Source organism: Herbaspirillum sp., from assembly GCF_035644555.1.
In the GTDB taxonomy this organism is placed as follows: Bacteria; Pseudomonadota; Gammaproteobacteria; order Burkholderiales; family Burkholderiaceae_D; genus Herbaspirillum.
In genome coordinates this window covers 1-22,918 of record NZ_DASQOH010000008.1, presented here as the reverse complement: position 1 = coordinate 22,918, position 22,918 = coordinate 1, and the positions used below count along the sequence as shown (strand labels likewise).

The following is a 22,918-nucleotide window of genomic DNA, read 5'->3' as shown; positions in this document are numbered from 1 at the left end:
GCCGAGCCGCACGCAACCGGCTACATTCTGCACCGCAGAAAAAGGGCGCGCCCGGGCGGGCCGTCCTTGTGCACCCGAATCAGATCCACCCGCATTTCAACAGGAGTACGTTTTGCTCGCCATCATCCTCGCTGCCGGCTGGCCGATCTGGCCTTTGCTGATCGCTTCCATCATCGGCCTGGCGCTGGTCATCGAAAGACTGGTCTACCTGCGCCGCGCGCGCATCCTGCCGCCCGATCTGCTGCGAGACGTGGTGCGGGTATACCAGAGCGGTCGCGTCAATGACGAAGTGATCGAGACGCTGGAGCAGAATTCGCCGCTGGGCCAGGTGCTGGCCGCTGGCCTGCGCAATGTCGACGCCCCGCGCGAGGTCATGAAGGAAGCCATCGAGGAAGCCGGCCAGGGCGCGGCGCACCGGCTGGAGCGTTTCCTCACCACTCTGGGCACGATCGCTTCACTGGCGCCGCTGATGGGCCTGTTCGGCACGGTGGTGGGCATGATCGAAATCTTCGCCTCGCAGAACGCGGTGGGCACCAACCCGGCGCAGCTGGCGCACGGGATCTCGATTGCGCTGTACAACACCGGCTTCGGCCTGGCCATCGCCATGCCGGCGCTGGTGTTCTATCGCCATTTCCGCGCGCAGGTCGATGGCTTCGTGGTGGACATGGAGCAGCAGGCCGTGAAGTTCGTGGACATCGTGCACGACGTGCGTCGTTGATTGCGCGGAGCCGACCATGAACTTCCGCAAGGGCCGTCCCCGCGAAGACCTGGAGATCAACCTGATCCCCTTCATCGATGTGCTGCTGGTGATCGTGATCTTCCTGATGGTGACCACCACCTACAGCAAATTCACCGCGCTGCAGATCACGCTGCCCACCGCCGATGCCCAGAAGGCGCTGGAGCAGCCCTTCGAGATGAACATCGCAGTCGATGCCAGCGGTCGCTATGCGATCAATAACCGGCGCATCGCGGCGCGTGACGCCCAGGGGCTGTCCGATGAAATGCGGGCGGCCGTGCAGGCCAGCGGCAGCCAGCGCGATCCGGTCATCATCATCAACGCCGACGCGCTGGCGACTCACCAAACCGTGATCAACGTGCTGGAGGCGGCGCGCCTGGCCGGCTATCCCAAGGTCACCTTTGCCGCGCAGTCCAGCAGCAAGTGAGCGGCCCGCGACGGGCCGTCTCGCACAGTCGCGCCCAGGCCCATGCCGTGGCGCCCCGATTCCCCGATTGACGGATTGATACCATGGCCGATTCCAGGCCCACTGCCGAAGCCATCCTCAGCCGCGCCTGGCAATCCCGCGGCGTGCTGGCCTGCGCGCTGTGGCCGCTGTCGCTGCTGTTCGGTGCTCTGGCGGCGTTGCGCCGGCTGCTCTTTGCGCTGGGCATCAAGCGCACCGAGCGCCTGCCGGTGCCGGTGGTCGTGGTGGGTAATGTCTTTGTCGGCGGGACCGGCAAGACGCCCTTCGCGATCTGGTTGATCGAGGCGCTGCGGGCGGCCGGATTTCATCCGGGCGTCATTTCGCGCGGCTATGGCGGTGGCGTCACGCGCACCCTGGCGGTAAGGCCCGAGGCAGCAGCGGCGCAGGTGGGGGACGAACCCCTGCTGATCGTCCAGCGCACCGGTGTGCCGCTGGTGGTGGGGCGCCGCCGGGTGGAGGCCGGGCGCAGCCTGCTGGCCGCCCATCCCGAGGTGGACGTGATCATTTCCGACGACGGACTGCAGCACTATGCGCTGGCACGGGATATCGAGATCGTGCTCTCCGACGCTCGCGGTGTGGGCAATGGCTGGCTGCTGCCGGCCGGTCCGCTGCGCGAGCCGGCCTCGCGCCGCCGCGATTTCACGGTGCTCAACGTCGGCCTGCAGGGCAGTGCCCCGGCCGGTGTGCATGCCATGCGCCTGCAGGCCGACGAGGCGGTCCAGCTGGCCCCGCCGGCGACGCGCAAGCCGCTGGCGCAGATGGGCGAGGGGGGGCTGCGGCTGGCGGCGGTGGCCGGCATTGGCAATCCCGAGCGCTTTTTCGCCACTCTGCAGGCGGCGGGGCTGCAGTTTGCCCGGCATCCCTTGCCCGACCATTACGACTTCGCCATCGATCCCTTTGCAGGCCTCGCCGCCGATGTCATCCTGATCACGGAAAAGGATGCAGTAAAATGCAGGGCTATCGAGGCCATCCGAAACGACCCGCGTATCTGGGTCGTGCCCGTAACGGCGCGCATCGACGGCGCGCTGGCTGAACACATAGTGGAGAAACTCCGTGAACGCCCGACTGCTTGATATCCTGGTTTGCCCCCTCTGCAAGGGTCCGCTGGACTATGACAAGAAAGCCCAGGAACTGATCTGCAAGGCAGACAAGCTGGCTTACCCCATCCGCGATGGCATCCCCATCATGTGGGCCGACGAGGCACGCGAACTGGGCGCTGCACCGGCGGCCCCGGCGGCCTGAGCCGATTACTTCGTTTCCTGCTGCGGCTGATCCCATGACCTTCACCGTCATCATCCCGGCGCGCCTGGCTTCCACGCGCCTGCCCAACAAGCCCCTGGCCGATCTCGGCGGCAAGCCGATGATCGTCCGCGTGGCCGAGCGCGCGGCCTTGTCCGGCGCGGCTCGCATCATCGTGGCCACCGATCACCACGACATCCATGCCGCCTGCCAGGCGCATGGTGTGGAGGTGGCGATGACCCGCGCCGACCATCCCTCCGGTACCGACCGCATCGCCGAGGTGGCCGCCGCCATGGACCTGGCCGAAGATGCCGTGGTGGTCAACGTGCAGGGTGACGAACCGCTGATCGATCCTGGCCTGATTGCCGCCACCGCCGCTCACATCAAGGCCGGCGTGCCGATGGCCACGGCTGCGCATGCCATCGGGAGCGCGGCCGATGCCTTCAATCCCAACGTGGTCAAGGTGGTGCTGAACAAAGACGGTTGCGCCATGTATTTTTCGCGCGCCACCATTCCCTGGCACCGCGATGCCTTCGCCCAATCGCGCGAGGTGTTGCCGGACGCCAGCGGCCCCGATCACGCCAACGAATACGTACCGCTGCGCCATATCGGGCTGTATGCCTACAGCAACCGTTTCCTGCAGCTCTATCCCACGCTCACGCCGGCTCCGCTGGAGCGCATCGAGGCGCTCGAACAGTTGCGCGTACTGTGGCACGGTCATGCGATTGCCGTGCATGTCACTTCGCTGGTGCCGGAGGCCGGTGTGGATACGCCCGAGGACCTGTTGCGCGTGCGCAAGCATTTCGAGGCGCCGCCCGACAGCGCGCTGGTGCAGACTATCTCTTCCCTGTGAGCGCCGGCATGATCCGGCGCAAGACTGGCCGGTGCGGCCTGCTGTAAGTTCCGTGTCAAGCTGACACGACACAATCAGGGGCAGGAGACTGCTTAAAAATCAGGCGTTTGTCATGGTTCGGTAAGATTTTGTGGTAAGTTTCGTCCCGGAGCTGACGCAAACGGCGCGCAAACAAGCTGCATAACCGTGCAGATGGCAGGCATCCTCTGTCATCCCGTCGCAAAAGAATTCAAGCATTCAAATTTTCAAAAACCTCAATTTAGGAAACCTTATGCGCCTCATCCTTTTAGGAGCGCCTGGTGCCGGTAAAGGCACGCAAGCCACTTTTATCAAGGAAAAATTCAACATTCCGCAGATCTCCACCGGCGACATGCTGCGTGCTGCGGTGGCGGCGGGTACCGAGCTGGGCATCGCCGCCAAGAAGGTGATGGATGCGGGCGGTCTGGTTTCCGACGACATCATCATCGGCCTGGTCAAGGACCGTCTGCAACAGCCGGATTGCGCCAATGGCTATCTGTTCGACGGCTTTCCGCGTACCACCCGTCAGGCTGATGCCATGAAGGAAGCCGGCGTGGCCATCGACTACGTGCTGGAAATCGACGTCCCCGACAGCGCCATCGTGGAACGCATGAGCGGCCGTCGCGTGCACCCGGGTTCGGGTCGTACCTACCACGTCAAGTTCAACCCGCCCAAGGTCGAGGGCAAGGATGACCTCACCGGCGAAGCGCTGATCCAGCGCGACGACGACAAGGAAGAAACCGTGCTCAAGCGCCTCGCGGTCTACCATGACCAGACCGAAGTGCTGCTGGGCTACTACGGCAAGTGGGCCGAATCGGGCCATCCGGGTGCACCGAAGTATCGCAAGATCGCCGGCGTGGGTCCGGTGGAAGAAATCAGGGATCGTGCATTTGCCGCCCTGGCGGAGTAAAGTAAAGCGGACTACGGTCCGCTTTTTTTTTGCTTTTCTTTAGCCTTTTGAAGGCTGACACAAAGAGCGGAAGAGCTCGAAAACTAACAAATCGATGGATCGCGGCAGATAGAGGTCCATCGGCGCGGTCAATCGGAATTGGTCGCCGTCCGCACCCGCCCGAGGGTGTGGCGGTTGCAGCCCCGGCAAGCACAACAACTCCAATAAGAAGGGCGACGTAATTTGCAGGCGCAGTATCGGCGGTGATGCGTGGGTAACAGGGCAGCGATGCCCGATCCGGGCGCCACGGCGGATGTTCGTGATTGTTGATGAGTCGTGATAACAAAGGAGACGAAGATGGCACTTGCCCTGTGGTTCGCCATTGCCTGCGGCATTGTCGCGGTGATCTATGGCCTTGTATCGCGTAGCTGGATCCTCAAGCAGGACCCTGGCAATCCCCGCATGCAGGAAATCGCGCTGGCCATCCAGCAGGGCGCGGCGGCCTACCTGGCGCGGCAGTATCGCACCATCGCCATGGTGGGCGTGGTGCTCCTGATTGTCATTGCCCTCATCCCCGGACTGGGTTGGCTGACCGCCATCGGCTTTCTGCTGGGGGCGGTGCTGTCGGGCGCCTGCGGTTTCATCGGCATGAATGTCTCGGTGCGGGCCAACGTGCGCACCGCCCAGGCGGCCACGCGCGGCATGAACGAGGCGCTTGCGGTGGCCTTCCGTGGCGGGGCGATCACCGGGATGCTGGTGGTGGGCCTGGGGCTGCTGGGGGTGTCGCTGTTCTTCTGGGTCCTGTATGTCTATGGACAGGGGCGCGCGGCCAGTCTGCACGACGCCATCCAGCCGCTGATCGGGCTGGCTTTCGGGGCCTCGCTCATTTCCATCTTCGCCCGGCTGGGTGGGGGGATCTTCACCAAGGGCGCCGACGTGGGCGCCGACCTGGTGGGCAAGGTCGAGGCCGGCATTCCCGAGGACGATCCGCGCAATCCGGCCGTGATCGCCGACAACGTCGGCGACAATGTGGGTGATTGCGCCGGGATGGCGGCCGACCTGTTCGAGACCTACGTGGTCACGCTGATCGCCACCATGCTGCTGGGCACCCTGGTGCTGCAGGGCATGGAGACGTTGGCCGTGCTGTATCCGCTGGCGCTGGGCGGGGTGTCGATCCTGGCTTCCATCGTCGGTTGTGCAATGGTCAAGGCGCAGCCGGGCAAGAAGATCATGTCGGCGCTCTACACCGGCTTGTGGTGGTCGGCGGGGCTGTCGCTGGTGGGCTTTGCACTGGTCACCTGGCTGCTGCTGCCGCCCGAATTGCGTGTGCCGCTGATGGGCGCGGCGGTGGTGGGCATCGTGCTGACCGGCCTGATGGTCTATATCACCGAGTACTACACCGGCACCGACTTCAAGCCGGTGCGCCATATCGCGGAGGCCTCCACCACCGGGCATGGCACCAACATCATCGCCGGGCTGGGAGTGTCGATGAAGTCGACCGCCTATCCGGTGCTGGCGGTGTGCGCGGCGATCCTGGTGTCGTACTGGCTGGCGGGCCTGTATGGTATTGCCATCGCGGCGACGGCCATGCTGTCCATGGCTGGCATCGTGGTCGCGCTCGATGCCTATGGCCCCATCACCGACAATGCCGGCGGTATCGCCGAGATGTCCGGCCTGCCTGACTCGGTGCGGGCCATCACCGATCCGCTGGATGCGGTGGGCAATACCACCAAGGCCGTCACCAAGGGGTATGCCATCGGCTCGGCCGGGCTGGCCGCGCTGGTGCTGTTCGCCGATTACACGCATGCGCTGGAATCGGTGGGGAAGACGGCCAGCTTCGACCTCTCCAGTCCGGCGGTGATCATCGGGTTGTTCATCGGGGGGCTGATTCCCTACCTGTTCGGGGCGATGGCGATGGAAGCGGTGGGGCGGGCGGCCGGCGCGGTGGTGGTCGAGGTGCGGCGCCAGTTCAGCGAGATCAAGGGCATCATGGATGGCAGCGGCCGGCCGGAATACGACCGCGCGGTGGACATGCTGACTTCGTCGGCCATCCGCGAGATGATCCTGCCGTCGCTCTTGCCGGTGATCGTGCCGATCCTGGTGGGGCTGCTGTTGGGGGCCTCGGCGCTGGGCGGGCTGCTGATGGGCACCATCGTCACAGGCCTGTTCGTGGCGATCTCGATGACCACCGGTGGCGGCGCCTGGGACAACGCCAAGAAATACATCGAAGACGGTCACCACGGCGGCAAGGGTTCCGATGCCCACAAGGCGGCAGTCACCGGTGACACCGTGGGTGACCCCTACAAGGACACGGCCGGGCCGGCGGTCAATCCGCTGATCAAGATCATCAACATCGTGGCGCTGCTGCTGGTGCCGTTGTTGCCGAACATCCCTAACTGAGCCAGTCTGCAGTCGTGCAATTGTCGCCGCGCCGATAGTCGGGGCGCGGCGGCCTGCGCATAATCTCCGCCACCACGGAATCGCCATGCCGGGCAGACATTGCCAGGCCGGCCGATCCGTCAAATAATGCCGCCTGAGGCATCACCTCATCATCAGGCCACGGCGACCCGGGCCATCCGTCCGGGCCAGCGAGATAAAAAACAGGAGACTCCATGCGTATCGAAGGAAATGTTTTCATCGTCACCGGCGCAGCATCCGGTCTGGGTGCGGCCACTGCGCGCATGATCGCGGCCGCCGGCGGCAAGCCGGTGCTGGCCGACCTGAACCAGGAAACCGGCAGCGCGCTGGCGCAGGAACTGGGCGGCATCTTCGTGCGCTGCGATGTCAGTTCCGAGGACGATGCGCAGGCGGTGGTACAGGCCGCGCAAGCGCTGGGCAGCCTGCGCGGCCTGATCAATTGTGCCGGTATCGCCCCGGCCGAAAAGCTGATCGGCAAGAACGGCCCGCATACCATGGCGCTGTTCATGAAGACGCTCAACATCAACCTGGTCGGCAGCTTCAACATGGCGCGCTTCGCGGCCGACGCCATGGCCAAGGGCGAGGCGCTGGCGGAGGGCGAACGCGGCATCATCATCCACACCGCCTCGGTGGCGGCCTATGACGGCCAGATCGGGCAGACCGCCTATTCGGCCTCCAAGGGCGCCATCGTGGCGATGACCTTGCCGATGGCGCGTGATCTGTCGCGCAGCGGTATCCGGGTCATGACCATTGCACCGGGCATCTTCGAAACGCCGATGATGCTGGCCATGCCGCAGGAGGTACTGGATTCGCTGGGCCAGGCCGTGCCCTTCCCGCCGCGTCTGGGGCGCGCCACCGAATACGCGCACCTGGCCAGGAGCATCATCGAGAACGTGATGTTGAACGGCGAGACCATCCGTCTGGATGGGGCCATCCGCATGCCCCCCAAATAGGCCGCATTTCCCTGCCAATTCTCTTGTCCACAGCGCGGGCGCTGCTGATAAGCTGCCCGCATGGAGACCATGGAACATAAAACAGGATTGATCCTGACCGGCGGCGGCGCGCGGGCGGCCTATCAGGTGGGGGTGCTCAATGCGCTCTCGATGATCCTGCTCGAAGCCGGCTGGCCGGTCCACAGCAATCCCTTCCCCATCATCTGCGGCACCTCGGCCGGTGCCATCAACGGTACCGCGCTGGCCTGCCGCGCCGACGATTTCGGCGAGGCCGTGCGTGAGCTGATGGCGGTATGGAGCAACTTCCAGGTGGAGCAGGTCTACCGCGCCGATTCACTGGGCGTGATCCGCTCCGGGGCGCGCTGGCTATCGCTGTTCTCGTTCGGCTGGCTGCTGCGCAAGTGGCGCGTCAATCCACCCAATTCGCTGCTGGATAACACGCCCCTGGTGAGCATGCTGCATCGTCTGCTGGACTTGCCGCGGCTGGATGCCGCGCTGGCGGAAGGACAGTTGCATGCACTGGCGGTGACCGCCTCGTCCTATACCAGCGGCCAGCACATCACCTTCTATCAATGCGCGGAGGAAATCGAACCCTGGCGGCGCACGCAGCGTCTGGCCATCCGCGACCAGATCGGCATCGACCATCTGCTGGCCTCGTCGGCGATTCCCTTCATCTTCCCCGCCATTCCCGTGTATATCGACGGGCGCTGCGAATACTGCGGCGATGGTTCCATGCGCCAGATCGCACCGATCTCGCCGGCCATCCACTTGGGCGCGACCAAGGTGCTCGTCATCGGCGCCGGCCGCATGGGCGAGAAAGGCGAGCAGGCGCCCACCAACACGCCGCACTATCCCAGCCTGGCGCAGGTGGCAGGGCATGCGATGTCGGGCATCTTCCTGGATGGCCTATCAGCCGACATCGAACGCATCAACCGGGTCAACCAGACCCTCTCGGTGTTGAACGAGGAGCAGCGTCGCCACACGCCCTTGAAACCCATCCGTACCCTGGTGATCTCGCCCTCGCACCGCATCGACAGCATTGCCAGCCGCCATGTCAGCAGCCTGCCACGGCCGATCCGCACCATGCTGGGCGGCATCGGCGCGACCGAGGCACGTGGCTCGGCATTGGCGTCCTATCTGTTGTTCGAACAGAGCTTCACCAACGAGTTGATCGCCCTGGGAGAGAGCGATACCTACGCCAAGCGCGAGGAAGTGCTGGCCTTTTTTGAACCGGACACGGCGCAATTGCTCCAAGCCTCTGCCTGATTTGCTGCCGGTCAAGGCGCGGCCCCGCCGCGGTTGCCTAGCTGAAAGCAACACGTTAATCTACCGAGTGCTGTTGTCTTTAATTGACAAAATTGCAACCAAGAGAATAAGTGCAGACGATGCAGATGCGAGCCCGATTCATTTCCTCGATATTCACCCGCTATTGGCTGGTGTTGCTCACGGCGCTGATGCTGGCCGCCCCGGTGCAGGCGCGCGGTCCGGCGCCCGGCGGGCTGCCGGAGGTCAATCTCGACCAGCTGCCGCGCGAGGCCCAGCAGACCATGGCCCTGATCCGCCAGGGCGGCCCCTTCCCCTATGAAAAGGATGGTGCCGTCTTCGGCAATTACGAAGGGGTTTTGCCCAGGCAAAAGCGCGGGTATTATCGCGAATACACCGTCAAGACGCCGCGTGCCCGCAATCGCGGCGCCCGTCGCATCATCAGCGGCGGGGACCCGATGTCTTCCGGCGAATACTATTACACCAGCGATCATTACAAGAGCTTCCGCCGGATTCGAGATTGATCGTGGTCAGGCAGCAGGGCAGGGCGCCGGCCCCGCCACAGCAAGCGCCTCAGCCCAGGTCAGCCAGTTCAACCACGACAGCCACACAACCCCGCCTATGGATACTGAAGGGAAAATGAGTTTGTTCAAAACGGTGCCGCCCAATATCGTGCAGTCCATTCGCGCCTTCCGCGTGAATGAACTGCAGCAGGAGGCCGCGCATCTGCAGCAGCATTTTCTCTACGCCTATTGCGCCGAGGCCGTGACCAAGCAGCAGGTACTGAGCACCATCGCCAGCGCCTTCCACTTTCCCCGGCATTTCGGCAAGAACTTCGATGCCCTGCACGATTGCCTGACCGACCTCACCCACAAGGCCGGCAAGCAGATCGGTTTCGTCGTGGTGCTGGAGCAACTGCCCAATACCCAGAAGTTCGACAAGGAAGCGCGCGAAACCCTGCTCGACGTATTCCGCGACGCCGCCGATTACTGGGCGGAAAAGAAGGTGCCGTTCAGGGTGTTCTATTCCTTCCAGTAAATTTCCGGGCATCTACGGCATCTACGGCAACTCCGGCGAATCCGGATAAATCATTTACGCCACGCCCGCCCTTTCACATCGTGAAAAACGGCGGCGCCGAGCCCGGCAGCAGGTACAATGCGACCCCATGAGAAGCATCGTCATCCTGATTTCCGGACGTGGCAGCAACATGGAAGCCATCGTCCGTGCCGCACAGAGCGAGCGGTGGCCGGCCAGAATCGCCGCCGTCATCAGCAACCGCGCTGATGCCAGCGGACTGGAATTCGCCGCCGCCCACGGTATTGCCACCGCCGTCGTCGCCAATCGCGACTATCCCACGCGTGATCTGTTCGACGCCGCACTGCGCGATCGCATCGATGCGTTTGCCCCTGACCTGGTGGTCCTGGCCGGCTTCATGCGCATTTTGACGGCGCCTTTCGTGAATCACTATCAGGGGCGCATGCTCAACATCCATCCGTCCCTGCTGCCCAGTTTCCCGGGCCTGGCGACACACCGGCAGGCCCTGGCCGCCGGCGTGAAGCTGCATGGCGCCACGGTGCATTTCGTCACGCCCGATCTCGACCACGGCCCCATCGTGGCCCAGGCGGCCGTGCCGGTGCTGGAAGAGGATAGCGAGGAAACGCTGGCCCAGCGCGTGCTGGAACAGGAACATGCGATCTACCCGCGCGCCGTGCGCTGGTTCATCGAGGGCCGCCTGACACTGGAGGGCGCCCGTGTGCGCCTGACGGGCGCGGCCTGAATTGCCTGCCGGCCGGGCCGGCCTGCGCATCACTTTTCTTGAATTGAAACTGAAGGACCTAGCATGAGATTGCCTCCCGCGATCATTCCCCATACCGAAGAACTGCTGCGCGAAGTGCTGCGCTTCACCGGCCCGGCCGACGTGACGCTGTCGCGTTATTTCCGCGACAACCCGCGCCTGGGCAGCCGCGAACGCGGCGTCATCGCCGAGGCCGTCTATGGCCTGCTGCGCAACAAGACGGTGCTGACCAACTTCGCCGAGTCCGGCAGCGGTCCGATGATGCGCCGCCTGGCCCTGCTGGGCCTGGCCGATGCTGTCGGTGCCGAATCCATCGCCGGCCTGCAGGAAGGCGAGGCCGAATGGCTGGAGCGTGTGGCCCAGATCGATCGTACCCAGCTGGCGCCGCAGATGCGCAGCAACCTGCCGCCCTGGCTGTGGGACAAGCTGGTGGCCCGCATGGGCGAGGCGGCCACCCTGGAACTGGCCGATGCCATGAACCGCCCGGCCCCGCTGGATCTGCGTGTGAACGCCCTCAAGGCCGATCGCGACACCGTCATCGCCGAACTGGCCAAGGCCCCGGTAGCCTGCGAGCCGACCCCGTATTCACCGCTGGGCCTGCGTGTGTTCAAGAAACCGGCGCTGCAGAACCTGCCGCTGTTCAAGGACGGCGCCATCGAAGTGCAGGATGAAGGCAGCCAGCTGCTGGCGCAGATCGTCGGCGCCAAACGCGGCGAGATGGTGGTCGATTTCTGTGCCGGCGCCGGCGGCAAGACCCTGGCACTGGGCGCGCTGATGCGCAATACCGGCCGCCTGTATGCCTTCGACGTGTCCGAAAAGCGCCTGGCCAAGCTCAAGCCGCGCCTGGCGCGCAGTGGCCTGTCCAACGTGCACCCGGTGGTGATCGCCCACGAGAACGACGCCAAGGTCAAGCGTCTGGCCAGCAAGCTCGATCGCGTACTGGTCGACGCCCCCTGCAGCGGCCTGGGCACGCTGCGTCGCAACCCCGACATGAAATGGCGCCAGTCCGTGGAAACCCTGGGCGAGATGCGCGCCAAGCAGGGCTCCATCCTGGCCAGCGCGGCCCGTCTGGTGCGCCCGGGGGGCCGCCTGGTGTATGGCACCTGCAGCTTCCTGGAAGAAGAGAACGATGAAGTCATCGCCGAGTTCCTGCAGTCGCACCCGGATTTCATCCTGCGTCCGATGAGCGAGGTCCTGGCCGAGCAGAAGATCGCGCTGGACATGGGCGACTACCTGAAGTTGCTGCCGCACCTGCATCAGACCGATGGCTTCTTTGCGGCCGTGCTGGAGCGCCGCGCGGCATGATGCGGCCGTCGTCCGCGGTGGTGCCGGGGCGCTGGCTGCTGGCCGCGCTGCTGGTGGCCACCGGAGTCCAGGCCAGGGAGGCCTTGCCACCCCCGCCGGTCATGGCCGCGCAGGGGACGATCCAGTCCGCCTTCGCGCCCTGGGATGACATCGAAGGCCTGATCGTCGGCCAGCTCGATGGCGCCCGTCGCCAGATCCTGGTGCAAGCCTATCTGCTGACCAGCCGGCCCATCACCGACGCTCTGGTGGCTGCCCGCAAGCGCGGCATCGATGTGCGCGTGCTCATGGATGGCGGGCAGCTGGACAAGAACGCCAACGACCGCCTGCGCCAGCTGCGTGGCGCCGGCATTCCGGTCTGGCTGGAAACCGACTACCGCAACGCCCACAACAAGGTGATCGTCATCGATGCCGGCCTGGCCTCGGCCACGGTGATCACCGGCAGCTATAACTTCACCTGGTCGGCTCAGCACAAGAACGCCGAGAACATCCTGGTGCTGGGCAAGAATCCGCCCCTGGCGGCCCGCTATGCGGCCAACTGGCAGCGGCACCGGCAGGACGCCGAAGCGGTGCCCTGAGCTGATCTGCGAGAGTCGCCTCCGATGACCGACCATTTCCTGTCCCTGTTTACTGATCCCAGCCCGGTCGACCTGTTGCGTCAGCTGGTGGTGATTGCGCTCTGCCTGCTGGGCGGTATTGCGCTGTCGCGCTGGCTGCGTGCCCGTTTCGTGCTGCCGGGCGACCAGCAGGCGCAGTCGTTGGTGATGCAGATCGGCGTCAAGAGCTTCGCCCGTGTGCTTTCGCCGCTGCTGGCGCTGGGTCTGCTGACGGCGGCCTATTTCATCCTCAAGCACGGTGGCCATGCGGTCTCCCTGTGGGAAATCATGTTCCCCCTGACCGTGGCCCAGGTGGCGATGCGTTTCGTGTTCTATGTGTTGCGCGGGATCTTCGTCAAGGACGCCACTGTGGGGGCGCTGCTGCACCTGTCGGAAAAGGTGATTGCGCTGCTGGTGTGGCTGTGCGTGGTGCTGTGGATCACCGGGCTGTGGCCGGACTTCGTCGACTACCTGGACAGCACCACGCTGCCGCTGGCGCGCCACAAGGTCTCGCTGCTGACCATGCTGCAAGGGGCGGTCTCGGTCCTGGTGACGCTGATCATCGCGCTGTGGATTGGCACCGTGCTCGAGAACCGGCTGATGAAGTTCAGCGGCATGCATTCCTCGCTGCGCACCGTGGTGGCCCGCATGGCCCGCGCCCTGCTGATCCTGATCGCCTTCCTGGTCAGCCTGTCGCTGGTGGGGATCGATCTGACCGTGCTGTCGGTCTTCGGTGGCGCGCTCGGCGTGGGGATCGGTCTGGGCCTGCAGAAGATCGCCAGCAGTTACGTGTCCGGTTTCGTGATCCTGCTGGAACGCAGCATGGTCATCGGTGACATGGTTGCAGTGGAGAAATATTTTGGCCGCGTCACCCAGATCAATTCGCGCTACACCATCCTGGAAGGCCTGGATGGCATCGAGACCGTGTTGCCCAATGAACTATTTGTCTCCAATCCGGTACAGAATTATTCCTTGACCCATCGCATTGTACGTTTGTCTACACAACTTACAATTCTGTACCAGGACGATGTGGAAACGGTCTTGTCCATCATGGAGCAGGCCGCACTTGGTGTAGAGCGGGTATCCCAGCAGACCGCGCCGCATGCCCTCCTGATCAAGATCGGCGCCGACGGGCTGGACCTGGAGCTGGGCTTCTGGATCACGGACCCGGAAAACGGCCGGCTCAATGTGTTGTCGGATGTCAACCGGGCGATCTGGAAGGCCTTCAAGCAACATGGCATCCAGGTGGCCCATCCCAAGCGCGACATTCGCATCATGGATGAGCGCAGCTTCCGCCAAAGTACGCGCCAGGAAATTCCTGATGGCCCAGAGCCGCAGAATTCGCGTACAATGCCCGGCAATTAAAAGAAAATAAAACCATTTTCACGGAACAAGTAATAATCCTGTTTTGTAGTCCGATAGTTGTTTTCTATTTGGAGTTGTACTGATGACCCTTGATGCGATCCTCGACTTTGTCGCCAACGGCCTGCTGCATGCATCCGGTTGGCAGATTGTCATTTACACCCTGGTGATGACCCACATCACCATCGTGGGCGTGACTCTCTACCTGCATCGTTGCCAGGCGCATCGCGCGCTCGAACTGCACGCGATCCCCAGCCACTTCTTCCGTCTGTGGCTGTGGATGACCACCGGCATGGTGACCAAGGAATGGGCCGCCATTCACCGCAAACACCACGCCAAGTGCGAGACCGAGGAAGACCCGCACAGCCCGCAGACCCGCGGCATCAACAAGGTGATGTGGCAGGGTGCCGAGCTGTACCGCAATGAATCCAAGAACGCCGAGACCATGGAGAAGTTCGGTCACGGCACCCCCGACGACTGGCTGGAACACAACATCTACAGCAAATACGGCTGGCAGGGCGTGGGCATCATGCTGATCATCGACGTGCTGCTGTTCGGCGCCATCGGCCTGACCGTCTGGGCCGTGCAGATGGCCTGGATTCCCTTCTGGGCAGCCGGTGTGGTCAACGGCCTGGGCCACTTCTGGGGCTACCGCAACTACGACTGCAACGATGCCGCCACCAACCTGTTCCCGATCGGCATCATCATCGGTGGCGAGGAAATGCACAACAACCACCATACCTTTGGCACCTCGGCCAAATTCTCGGCCAAGTGGTACGAGTTCGACATCGGCTGGATGTACATCCGCATCCTGGAAACCTTCGGCCTGGCCAAGGTCAAGAAAGTGGCGCCGGTGCCCAAGTTCGACCGCCAGAAGTCCGTGATCGACCTGGATACGCTGCAATCGGTCATTTCCAACCGTTACGACGTGACGGCCAAGTATGCCCGTTCGCTCAAGAGCGCCTGGAAGGACGAGCTGGACCACCTGATCGAGAAGGCCAAACTGGAATCGCGCTTCCTGAAGTCGTCCAAGAAGCTGCTGCAGCGCGAGCCGGGTCGTCTGGAAGATGGTCAGAAGCAGCAGTTGTCGGAGCTGTTCGCCCACAGCAAGGCCTTGCAGACCATGCACGAGATGCGCATTGAATTGAGCGCCATCTGGGAGCGTTCGCATTCGACCCGCGAACAGCTGCTGCAGCAACTGCAGGACTGGTGCGCCCGTGCCGAAGCCTCCGGTGTGAAGGCCCTGCGCGACTTCGCCCTGCGCCTGCGCAGCTATGCGTGATTTTTGAGGCCCGGTCAGCCGGGATGTGAATGAAAAATCCCCGCAGAGCGATCTGCGGGGATTTTTTCTTTGGGCGCCTGTCAGGGATATGAACAATCGTCCGCGCCGGGTCAGGGGCTGCAGCGGTCTTCGCGCCGCTTACCCCGGCAAGGGGGGGCGTGGACGTAGCGTCCAATGGCGGATGGCCAACTGGTCTGGCAGCCTTGAGTCCACTGCCGCGCAGGAAAAGCAGTGCTTCCTTCGATGGTGGAGGGGAGGGCCACCGGCGCCGGGCAATAAAAAACCCGCAGATCGCTCTGCGGGTTTTTACTGGAATACCCAGAGACCGGATCAATTACTTGATCTTGGTTTCCTTGTATTCGACGTGCTTGCGCGCCTTGGGATCGAACTTCATGATGCTGATCTTTTCGGGCGTAGTACGCTTGTTCTTGGTGGTGGTGTAGAAGTGACCAGTACCTGCGGTCGACTCCAGTTTGATTTTGTCGCGGCCGGATTTCGCCATGATAGATTTCCTTTACTCTGCTAATTAGACTTTTTCGCCACGAGCACGCAGATCGGCCAGAACGGCATCGATGCCGATCTTGTCGATCACGCGCAGGCCGGCGTTGGACAAACGCAGCGAAACCCAACGGTTCTCGGATTCGACGAAAATGCGGCGATTCTGCAGGTTGGGCAGGAAACGACGCTTGGTCTTGTTGTTTGCATGGGAAACGTTGTTGCCGACCATCGGCCCCTTCCCGGTGACTTGGCAGACACGTGCCATGTGAGACTCCTTAAAAATTTCCGAATTTGGGAAAAACGAGAGTATATGGAAAAAACTCAGGTTTTTCAATGACTTGCACAAAACAATTGTGTCTTTAAGCGGTTGGATAATTTAACAATTTGCACGCCGGTTCATCCGCCGAGCCGATTCGACCCGGTGCAGGCCTTGTCCCATGCGGGTTTGCGGCCGATCTGCCAGGCCCGGCCCTACAGCTGGCCGTGGTCGGCAAAGGAGTGAAGGCGTGTTCCGGCCACCACGAAGTGGTCCAGCAGTTCCACACCGACCATCTCCAGCGCTTCCTGCAGACCGGCCGTCAGGTCCAGGTCGGCCGTGCTGGGCTCAGGGTCGCCCGAAGGATGGTTGTGGGCCAATATCACCGAGGCGGCATTGTGTCGCAGCGCCGCCTTGACCACTTCGCGCGGGTAGACCGCAGAATGATTGAGCGTGCCGCGAAACAATTCTTCGGTACCGATCAGGTGACCGCGTACATTGAGGAAGAGGGCGACGAAACTTTCACGTTCCTTGCCCTTGAACATCAGCTTCAGGTAGTCGCCCACGGCGCGGCTGGAGTTCATGACCGATCGTTTCTTCAACTGTTCGTGGATCACCCGCCGCGACAGTTCCAGCGCCGCCCGCAACTGGCTGCATTTGGCCGGACCCAGGCCGTCGCCCAGGTCGCTGTTCTTGTGGGCGGCATCGAAGAGTTGATCAAGGGTGCCGAAGCGCTGCAGCAGTCCATGGGACAGGTCCATCACGTTCTTGCCGGGGATGCCCACCCGCAGGAAGATTGCCAGCAGTTCGGCGTCCGACAAGGCTGTCGGCCCATGCTGGATCAGGCGTTCGCGTGGCCGTTGGTCCTTGGGCCAGTCTGTCAGGGTCATGCTCATGTCGTTGTGCTCCTCTAAGAAGATGAAATGAAGATCACGGGGGAGCGGATTTGCGCAGGCGCAAGGACAGGGCAGGGAACTGCATGTGGAACCTCACCGCCATGAAGCCTCCAGCGGCGCGCCGGTCCAACGTGGCTTACAATAGCGGGTTCCAGTGCACCTTCGAATACCTGTCATGTCCAGCCCATCCGTCCCCGTCGTCACCGAAAACGCCTATCTCACGCTGCATTACCGCCTGGCTTCGCTGGAGGGGGAAGATATCGTCAGCACCTTCAACGAAAACCCGGCCACGCTGCAATTCGGCCAGGGCCAGTTGGCCCCTTTCCTGGAAGCCTGCCTGCTGGGCCTGCCGGAAGGTGCGCACCAGACCTTCGAACTGGCGCCGGACCAGGCCTTCGGCGAGCGCAGCGATGAACTGGTCCAGCGCATCTCGCGTGCCACGCTGGACGAGAACTCGTCCATGGACGAGCAGTACCGCATCGGAGACCTGGTGGACTTCGCCGCCCCCGGTGGCGGCCGCTTCGCCGGCATCCTGCGTGCAATGGATGATGATGGCGCAATTTTCGACTTCAATCACCCGCTGGCCGGGCAGACGCTGAAGTTCGAGGTGAAAATCATAGGAATCCTGTAAGCGCCTCGATAATTGGCGATACTGCGCTCGCGATGTTTTGAAGAATCAAGGGAATTACCATGACCATGGCTAAAGCCGAATCCGAAATCCTGCTGGCCCAGCCCCGTGGTTTCTGCGCGGGCGTGGACCGCGCCATCGAGATCGTCGAACGCGCCCTGGCGCAGTTCGGCGCCCCCATCTATGTGCGCCATGAGATCGTGCACAACGCCTATGTGGTCAATGACCTGCGCGCCAAGGGCGCAGTGTTCATCGAGGAACTGGCCGACGTGCCGGCCGGCAGCACGGTCATCTTCTCGGCACACGGCGTGTCCAAGGCGATCCAGGCCGAGGCGGCCGAACGCGGCCTGACCGTGTTCGACGCCACCTGTCCTCTGGTCACCAAGGTGCACATGGAAGTGGCCAAGATGCGCCGCGAAGGGCGCGAGATCATCATGATCGGCCACGCCGGTCACCCCGAGGTCGAAGGCACCATGGGCCAGACCGAGGCCGGCATGCATCTGGTGGAAACGGTGGATGATGTCGCGCGCCTGCAGGTGGCCGACCCGGCGCTGCTGGCCTATGTGTCCCAGACCACGCTGTCGGTGGACGACACGGCCGAGATCATCGCCGCCCTGCGCGAGCGCTTCCCGGCCATCTCCGAACCCAAGAAGGGCGATATCTGCTACGCCACCACCAACCGCCAGGAAGCCGTGAAGTTCATGGCGCCGCAAGTGGATGTGGTGATCGTGGTGGGCAGTCCCAACAGCTCCAACTCCAACCGCCTGCGGGAACTGGCCGAAAAGAAGGGCGTACCGGCCTTCATGGTCGACAACGCCGCCCTGATCGATCCGCAATGGATCAGCGGCCGCCAGCGCATCGGCGTCACTGCCGGCGCCTCCGCCCCGGAAGTGCTGGTGCAGGCCGTGATCGATCGCATCAAGGAAATCGGTGCCCGCAGCGTCCGTGTGCTGGAGGGGATCGAGGAAAACGTCACTTTCCCCCTGCCCAAGGGCCTGGGCGCACGGGGCGCCGTCGCCGAGAACCACTGAGCCTGAGCGCCCCAGGCGGGTCGCCCGGGCGCCGCCAGTCCACACGGAAGGCTTGCTTATGCAAGCCTTTTTTCTTGGCGGTGCGTTTCGCCAGACGCTGTTGCAGACTTACACCTTTGTTCAATGGTCTTACCGCGATTTCTTGTGTAACAGCCGATTGTTTGTGCGCGATTGTTGGCCGCTTCTGCGTATAATTCCGCACCATTATCGACACGCCGCCCAAAAGGCGGCTCCCGCGCAAGCCCTCTCCAAAGAGGGCGGAGCGCCGCAAATGCGGCGCAACCAGAGACAGGGAGACACCACCATGCAAGTCCATCTGCCTACCGGCGCGCGCCGGTGCATCCGGTCCCGGCCGCCCAGTTGCCGCTCCGGTGGCGCTTCCTGGTCCAGCCGCCGTCGCCCTGGCGGCGACAGCAGCTGATCCCCACTTCATTTCCTCCTGAATTCGACGACTGTTTCGACGGTGCGCTATCGCCTTTTATATGAAGGGTGATAACGCTATCCCGAACGCCGGGAACGGATTTTGCTAATCGACATGCTTTCGCGCGGTGTCCGCTTTGGTGCAGACCTGCGTGTTTTTATTGTTTCAATTTAGATCGAAGAGTTATTCATGGACATTTTCATCCAGCAGATCATCAACGGATTGGTGCTAGGCAGCATGTACGCACTGATCGCCCTGGGCTACACCATGGTGTACGGGGTGCTGAACCTGATCAACTTTGCCCACGGCGACATCCTGATGGTAGGGGCCATGGTGGGCCTGTCGTTGCTCAAACTGGTGCAGCAGGTGGCCCCGGACCTGCCGGGCATCGTCAAGCTGATCATCGCCATCGTCGGTGCAATCCCGGTGTGTATCGTGGTCAGTCTGCTGATCGAACGCATCGCCTACCGCCCGCTGCGCAATGCACCGCGCCTGGCGCCGCTGATCACCGCCATCGGCGTGTCGATCCTGTTGCAGACCTTCGCCATGATGATCTGGGGCCGCAGCCCCCTGCCATTCCCGCAGGTCATGCCCTCCGACCCGGTGCACATCGCCGGTGCCCTGATCTCGCCGACCCAGATCATGCTGCTGATCCTGGCGCTGGCCGCCATGATCGGACTGGTGCTGATCGTGGAAAAGACCAAGATGGGTCGCGCCATGCGCGCCACCGCCGAGAACCCGCGCATCGCCGGCTTGATGGGCGTGGACGCCAACCGCGTCATCATCGTCACCTTCGCCATCGGCGCGGCCCTGGCGGCGATTGCCGGCGTGATGTGGGCAGCCAACTATTCCACCGCACAGTTCGCCATGGGCTTCGTGCCCGGCCTGAAGGCCTTCTCGGCAGCGGTGCTGGGTGGCATCGGCAACATCTACGGCGCCATGCTGGGCGGCATCCTGCTGGGTCTGATCGAAAGCCTGGGCGCTGGCTACATCGGCGACCTGACCGGCAACTTCCTGGGCAGCAACTACCAGGACATCTTCGCCTTCATCGTGCTGATCATCGTGCTGACCCTGCGCCCCTCCGGGATCATGGGCGAGCGCGTGGCGGACCGGGCTTAAGACTTAGAAGTTAAAAACAGAACTTAGAGAATCGGAAGAGAACACTATGGCTCTCATGACCTTCGACATGAAGCGCAACCCGCAGCAGGCGCGCATCAGCCTGCTGGCGCTGTTGGCGCTGATGATCATCTTCCCCATGATTGCCCAGCATTTCGGCAATTCGTGGGTGCGCATCATGGATATGGCGCTGCTCTACATCATGCTGGCCCTGGGCCTGAACGTGGTGGTGGGCTTCGCCGGCCTGCTTGACCTGGGCTACATCGCCTTCTACGCCATCGGTGCCTATACCGCCGGCCTGTTGGCCTCGCCGCAGTTCGCGGCGGTGATCGAGTCCTTCGTCAATACCTATCCTGACGTCGGCAACTTCCTGGTCTGGCTGTATGGTCCGCAGATCGTGCAGAACGGCATCCACCTCTCGCTGTGGCTGATCGTGCCGATCTCGGGCGTGCTGGCCGCCATCTTCGGCGCGCTGCTGGGGGCACCGACCCTGAAGCTGCGCGGTGACTACCTGGCCATCGTGACCCTGGGCTTCGGCGAGATCATCCGTATCTTCATGAACAACCTGAACGCGCCGGTCAACATCACCAACGGCCCGCAGGGGATCAACCTGATCGACCCGATCCGCGTCTTTGGCGTGTCGCTGGCCGGCGAACCCGGTTCGGGCTCGATGGTGAAGGTCTTCGGCATGAGCCTGCCCTCGGTCAATGCCTACTACTACCTGTTCCTGGTGCTGTGCATCTTCGTGATCTTCTTCTCGACCCGCCTGCAGGACTCGCGCCTGGGCCGTGCCTGGGTGGCGATCCGCGAAGACGAGATCGCCGCCAAGGCGATGGGCATCAACACCCGCAACGTCAAGCTGCTGGCCTTCGCCATGGGCGCCTCCTTCGGTGGCGTGGCCGGTGCCATGTTCGGCGCCTTCCAGGGTTTTGTGTCGCCGGAATCCTTCTCGCTGACCGAATCCATCGCCGTGCTGGCCATGGTGGTGCTGGGCGGCATTGGTCACATCCCCGGCGTGGTGCTGGGTGGCGTGATCCTGGCGGCCTTGCCGGAAGTGCTGCGCCACGTGGTGGAGCCGCTGCAGATGGCCATTTTCGGCCGTGTCTGGATCGATGCCGAAGTGCTGCGCCAGCTGCTCTACGGCCTGGCCATGGTGGTCATCATGCTGACCCGCCCGGCGGGCCTGTGGCCCTCGCCGCGCCATGAAGACCGTCCCGAAGTGGACCATACCAAAGTCGGCACGACCGGCGAAGTCAAAGCCTAAGCTGGAGCACAGAACATGACACAGACACTGCTCAAGATCCGCGACGTCAGCAAGCGTTTCGGCGGCCTGCAAGCCCTGAACGGCGTGGGCATCACCATCGAGCGCGGCCAGATCTATGGCCTGATCGGCCCCAACGGTGCCGGCAAGACCACCTTCTTCAACGTCATCACGGGCCTGTACCAACCGGACACCGGCAGCTTCGAGCTGGACGGCAAGCCGTATTCGCCCAGCGCCCCGCACGAAGTGGCCAAGGCCGGCATCGCCCGTACCTTCCAGAACATCCGCCTGTTCGGCGAGATGACCGTGCTGGAAAACGTGATGGTCGGTTGCCACGTGCGCACCAAGCAGAACGTGTTTGGTGCGGTGTTCCGCCACAAGGCGGCCCGTGACGAGGAAGCGGCGATCCGCGCCAAGTCGCAGCAACTGCTGGACTTCGTGGGCATCGGCCAGTTCGCCAAGCGCACGGCGCGTCACCTGTCGTACGGCGACCAGCGTCGCCTGGAAATCGCTCGTGCCCTGGCCACCGACCCGCAACTGCTGGCGCTGGACGAACCGGCAGCCGGCATGAACGCCACCGAGAAACTGGGCCTGCGCGAGCTGCTGGTGAAGATCCAGGCCGACGGCCGGACCATCCTGCTGATCGAACACGATGTGAAGCTGATGATGGGCCTGTGCAACCGCATCACGGTGCTGGACTACGGCAAGCCGATTGCCGAGGGCGTGCCGGCCGACGTACAGAAGAACCCGGCGGTGATCGAAGCCTACCTGGGCGCGGGACATTAACTAATGGCGGCCTCGAAATCGGTTGCGCAGCCGCTTACCGTTCGTCCTGAGTAGCGGCGCAGGCGCGTCTTCGATACGGCCATGAATGGCCTACTCAGCCCGAACGGTAGTTGATTGATTTCAGTACAGCCTCCAAGCAGCTAGCGAGAGCAAAAAACATGACAACGAACATCCTCAAAGTCGAACAACTGAGCGTGGCCTATGGCGGCATCCAGGCCGTCAAGGGTATTGCGCTGGAAGTCAACGAAGGCGAACTGGTGACCCTGATCGGTGCCAACGGTGCCGGCAAGACTACCACCCTGAAAGCCATCACCGGCACGCTGCCTGCTAGCCGCGTGGATGGTCACATCTACTACCTGGGCAATCCGCTGAAGGGCAAGAAGTCCTTCGAGCTGGTCAAGGACAAGCTGGCGATGGTGCCGGAAGGCCGTGGCGTATTTACGCGCATGAGCATTCAGGAAAACCTGCTGATGGGTGCCTACACCAGCAATGACAAGGGCCAGATCCAGGCCGACATCGACCGCTGGTTCGAGGTCTTCCCGCGATTGAAGGAACGGGCGGCGCAGATGGCCGGTACCTTGTCGGGTGGTGAACAGCAGATGCTGGCCATGGCGCGCGCGCTGATGAGCCACCCCAAGCTGCTGTTGCTGGACGAGCCTTCGATGGGCCTGTCGCCGATCATGGTGGAGAAGATCTTTGAAGTGATCCGCAATGTGTCGGCCCAGGGCATCACCATCCTGCTGGTGGAACAGAACGCCAAGCTGGCGCTGGAAGCGGCGCATCGCGGCTACGTGATGGAGTCCGGCCTGATCACCATGGAGGGCCAGGCGCAGCAGATGCTGGATGATCCACG

At 63.1% G+C, this 22,918-nt stretch carries 25 protein-coding genes; 22 read left to right on the top strand and 3 right to left on the bottom strand.

All coding sequences use genetic code 11. The features are described 5' to 3' along the window. The first annotated feature begins 112 nt into the window (after positions 1 to 112). The 16 genes from VE092_RS03405 to VE092_RS03330 all read left to right on the top strand — a co-directional run bounded on the left by VE092_RS03405 (position 113) and on the right by VE092_RS03330 (position 15,172). Positions 113 to 718, top strand: a complete 606-nt coding sequence (locus VE092_RS03405; RefSeq protein WP_324873861.1) for a MotA/TolQ/ExbB proton channel family protein — start codon at positions 113 to 115, stop codon at positions 716 to 718. Positions 719 to 734: 16 nt separating this feature from the next. Next, positions 735 to 1,163 carry a biopolymer transporter ExbD gene (locus VE092_RS03400; protein ID WP_324873858.1) on the top strand — a complete coding sequence of 143 codons (429 nt, stop codon included), beginning with the start codon at positions 735 to 737 and terminating at the stop codon, positions 1,161 to 1,163. Positions 1,164 to 1,246: 83 nt separating this feature from the next. Next, complete coding sequence (lpxK, locus tag VE092_RS03395; RefSeq protein WP_324873856.1) at positions 1,247 to 2,275, top strand: tetraacyldisaccharide 4'-kinase; 1,029 nt, start codon at positions 1,247 to 1,249, stop codon at positions 2,273 to 2,275. Further along, positions 2,256 to 2,444 carry a Trm112 family protein gene (locus VE092_RS03390; protein ID WP_324873853.1) on the top strand — a complete coding sequence of 63 codons (189 nt, stop codon included), beginning with the start codon at positions 2,256 to 2,258 and terminating at the stop codon, positions 2,442 to 2,444. Before lpxK ends, VE092_RS03390 begins: the two co-directional genes overlap by 20 nt. Positions 2,445 to 2,478: 34 nt before the next feature. After that, entirely contained in the window at positions 2,479 to 3,294 is an 816-nt protein-coding gene (gene kdsB / locus VE092_RS03385) for a 3-deoxy-manno-octulosonate cytidylyltransferase (RefSeq protein WP_324873851.1), read from the top strand. 271 nt (positions 3,295 to 3,565) lie between these two features. After that, positions 3,566 to 4,222, top strand: a complete 657-nt coding sequence (gene adk, locus VE092_RS03380) for an adenylate kinase (protein WP_324873849.1) — start codon at positions 3,566 to 3,568, stop codon at positions 4,220 to 4,222. A gap of 336 nt (positions 4,223 to 4,558) precedes the next feature. After that, the gene (locus tag VE092_RS03375) at positions 4,559 to 6,601 is read left to right on the top strand and encodes a sodium-translocating pyrophosphatase (protein WP_324873847.1); all 2,043 of its coding nucleotides are present in this window, start codon (positions 4,559 to 4,561) and stop codon (positions 6,599 to 6,601) included. Between the two features lie 212 nt (positions 6,602 to 6,813). Continuing rightward, positions 6,814 to 7,572, top strand: coding sequence for an SDR family NAD(P)-dependent oxidoreductase (locus VE092_RS03370; protein ID WP_324873845.1), 759 nt, complete (start codon positions 6,814 to 6,816; stop codon positions 7,570 to 7,572). A 60-nt stretch (positions 7,573 to 7,632) separates the two neighbouring features. Continuing rightward, positions 7,633 to 8,838, top strand: a complete 1,206-nt coding sequence (locus VE092_RS03365; RefSeq protein WP_324873843.1) for a patatin-like phospholipase family protein — start codon at positions 7,633 to 7,635, stop codon at positions 8,836 to 8,838. A 125-nt stretch (positions 8,839 to 8,963) separates the two neighbouring features. Continuing rightward, positions 8,964 to 9,359, top strand: a complete 396-nt coding sequence (locus tag VE092_RS03360) for a ribonuclease (RefSeq protein WP_324873841.1) — start codon at positions 8,964 to 8,966, stop codon at positions 9,357 to 9,359. After that, the gene (locus tag VE092_RS03355; RefSeq protein WP_324873887.1) at positions 9,355 to 9,873 is read left to right on the top strand and encodes a barstar family protein; all 519 of its coding nucleotides are present in this window, start codon (positions 9,355 to 9,357) and stop codon (positions 9,871 to 9,873) included. Before VE092_RS03360 ends, VE092_RS03355 begins: the two co-directional genes overlap by 5 nt. Before the next feature lie 127 nt (positions 9,874 to 10,000). Next, positions 10,001 to 10,612 (top strand): phosphoribosylglycinamide formyltransferase, encoded by a 612-nt coding sequence (purN, locus tag VE092_RS03350; protein WP_324873839.1) that lies wholly within the window; start codon positions 10,001 to 10,003, stop codon positions 10,610 to 10,612. 63 nt (positions 10,613 to 10,675) lie between these two features. Then, complete coding sequence (locus tag VE092_RS03345) at positions 10,676 to 11,935, top strand: RsmB/NOP family class I SAM-dependent RNA methyltransferase (protein ID WP_324873837.1); 1,260 nt, start codon at positions 10,676 to 10,678, stop codon at positions 11,933 to 11,935. After that, entirely contained in the window at positions 11,932 to 12,510 is a 579-nt protein-coding gene (locus tag VE092_RS03340) for a phospholipase D family protein (protein ID WP_324873835.1), read from the top strand. The genes VE092_RS03345 and VE092_RS03340 overlap by 4 nt, the downstream gene beginning before the upstream one ends. 24 nt (positions 12,511 to 12,534) lie before the next feature. Continuing rightward, a complete protein-coding gene (locus VE092_RS03335) occupies positions 12,535 to 13,893 on the top strand; it encodes a mechanosensitive ion channel family protein (RefSeq protein ID WP_324873833.1) in 1,359 nt (452 codons plus the stop codon). An 82-nt stretch (positions 13,894 to 13,975) separates the two neighbouring features. After that, entirely contained in the window at positions 13,976 to 15,172 is a 1,197-nt protein-coding gene (locus VE092_RS03330) for a DesA family fatty acid desaturase (protein ID WP_324873831.1), read from the top strand. 334 nt (positions 15,173 to 15,506) lie between these two features. Here VE092_RS03330 and rpmG read toward each other — a convergent pair whose 3' ends face one another. The 3 genes from rpmG to radC all read right to left on the bottom strand — a co-directional run bounded on the left by rpmG (position 15,507) and on the right by radC (position 16,816). Beyond that, positions 15,507 to 15,674 carry a 50S ribosomal protein L33 gene (rpmG, locus tag VE092_RS03325; protein ID WP_006463731.1) on the bottom strand — a complete coding sequence of 56 codons (168 nt, stop codon included), beginning with the start codon at positions 15,672 to 15,674 and terminating at the stop codon, positions 15,507 to 15,509. A 24-nt stretch (positions 15,675 to 15,698) separates the two neighbouring features. Further along, positions 15,699 to 15,935 carry a 50S ribosomal protein L28 gene (rpmB, locus tag VE092_RS03320; protein ID WP_006463730.1) on the bottom strand — a complete coding sequence of 79 codons (237 nt, stop codon included), beginning with the start codon at positions 15,933 to 15,935 and terminating at the stop codon, positions 15,699 to 15,701. Between the two features lie 206 nt (positions 15,936 to 16,141). Further along, positions 16,142 to 16,816 carry a RadC family protein gene (gene radC, locus VE092_RS03315; protein WP_324873885.1) on the bottom strand — a complete coding sequence of 225 codons (675 nt, stop codon included), beginning with the start codon at positions 16,814 to 16,816 and terminating at the stop codon, positions 16,142 to 16,144. Positions 16,817 to 16,997: 181 nt separating this feature from the next. On the opposite strand from radC, the gene VE092_RS03310 reads away from it, so the two are divergent. The 6 genes from VE092_RS03310 to VE092_RS03285 form a co-directional block, all read left to right on the top strand. Beyond that, on the top strand, positions 16,998 to 17,453 hold the full coding sequence (locus VE092_RS03310; protein WP_324873827.1) for an FKBP-type peptidyl-prolyl cis-trans isomerase: 456 nt from the start codon (positions 16,998 to 17,000) through the stop codon (positions 17,451 to 17,453). A 59-nt stretch (positions 17,454 to 17,512) separates the two neighbouring features. Beyond that, a complete protein-coding gene (ispH, locus tag VE092_RS03305) occupies positions 17,513 to 18,481 on the top strand; it encodes a 4-hydroxy-3-methylbut-2-enyl diphosphate reductase (protein WP_324873825.1) in 969 nt (322 codons plus the stop codon). 610 nt (positions 18,482 to 19,091) lie between these two features. Continuing rightward, positions 19,092 to 20,021, top strand: coding sequence for a branched-chain amino acid ABC transporter permease (locus VE092_RS03300; RefSeq protein ID WP_324873823.1), 930 nt, complete (start codon positions 19,092 to 19,094; stop codon positions 20,019 to 20,021). A 46-nt stretch (positions 20,022 to 20,067) separates the two neighbouring features. Next, positions 20,068 to 21,282: an ABC transporter permease subunit gene (locus VE092_RS03295; protein WP_324873821.1), complete on the top strand. Its 1,215-nt coding sequence runs from the start codon at positions 20,068 to 20,070 to the stop codon at positions 21,280 to 21,282. A gap of 15 nt (positions 21,283 to 21,297) precedes the next feature. Then, a complete protein-coding gene (locus VE092_RS03290) occupies positions 21,298 to 22,065 on the top strand; it encodes an ABC transporter ATP-binding protein (protein ID WP_006464705.1) in 768 nt (255 codons plus the stop codon). Between the two features lie 158 nt (positions 22,066 to 22,223). After that, positions 22,224 to 22,918: ABC transporter ATP-binding protein (locus tag VE092_RS03285; protein WP_324873819.1), on the top strand; the 695-nt coding region annotated here is incomplete at its 3' end.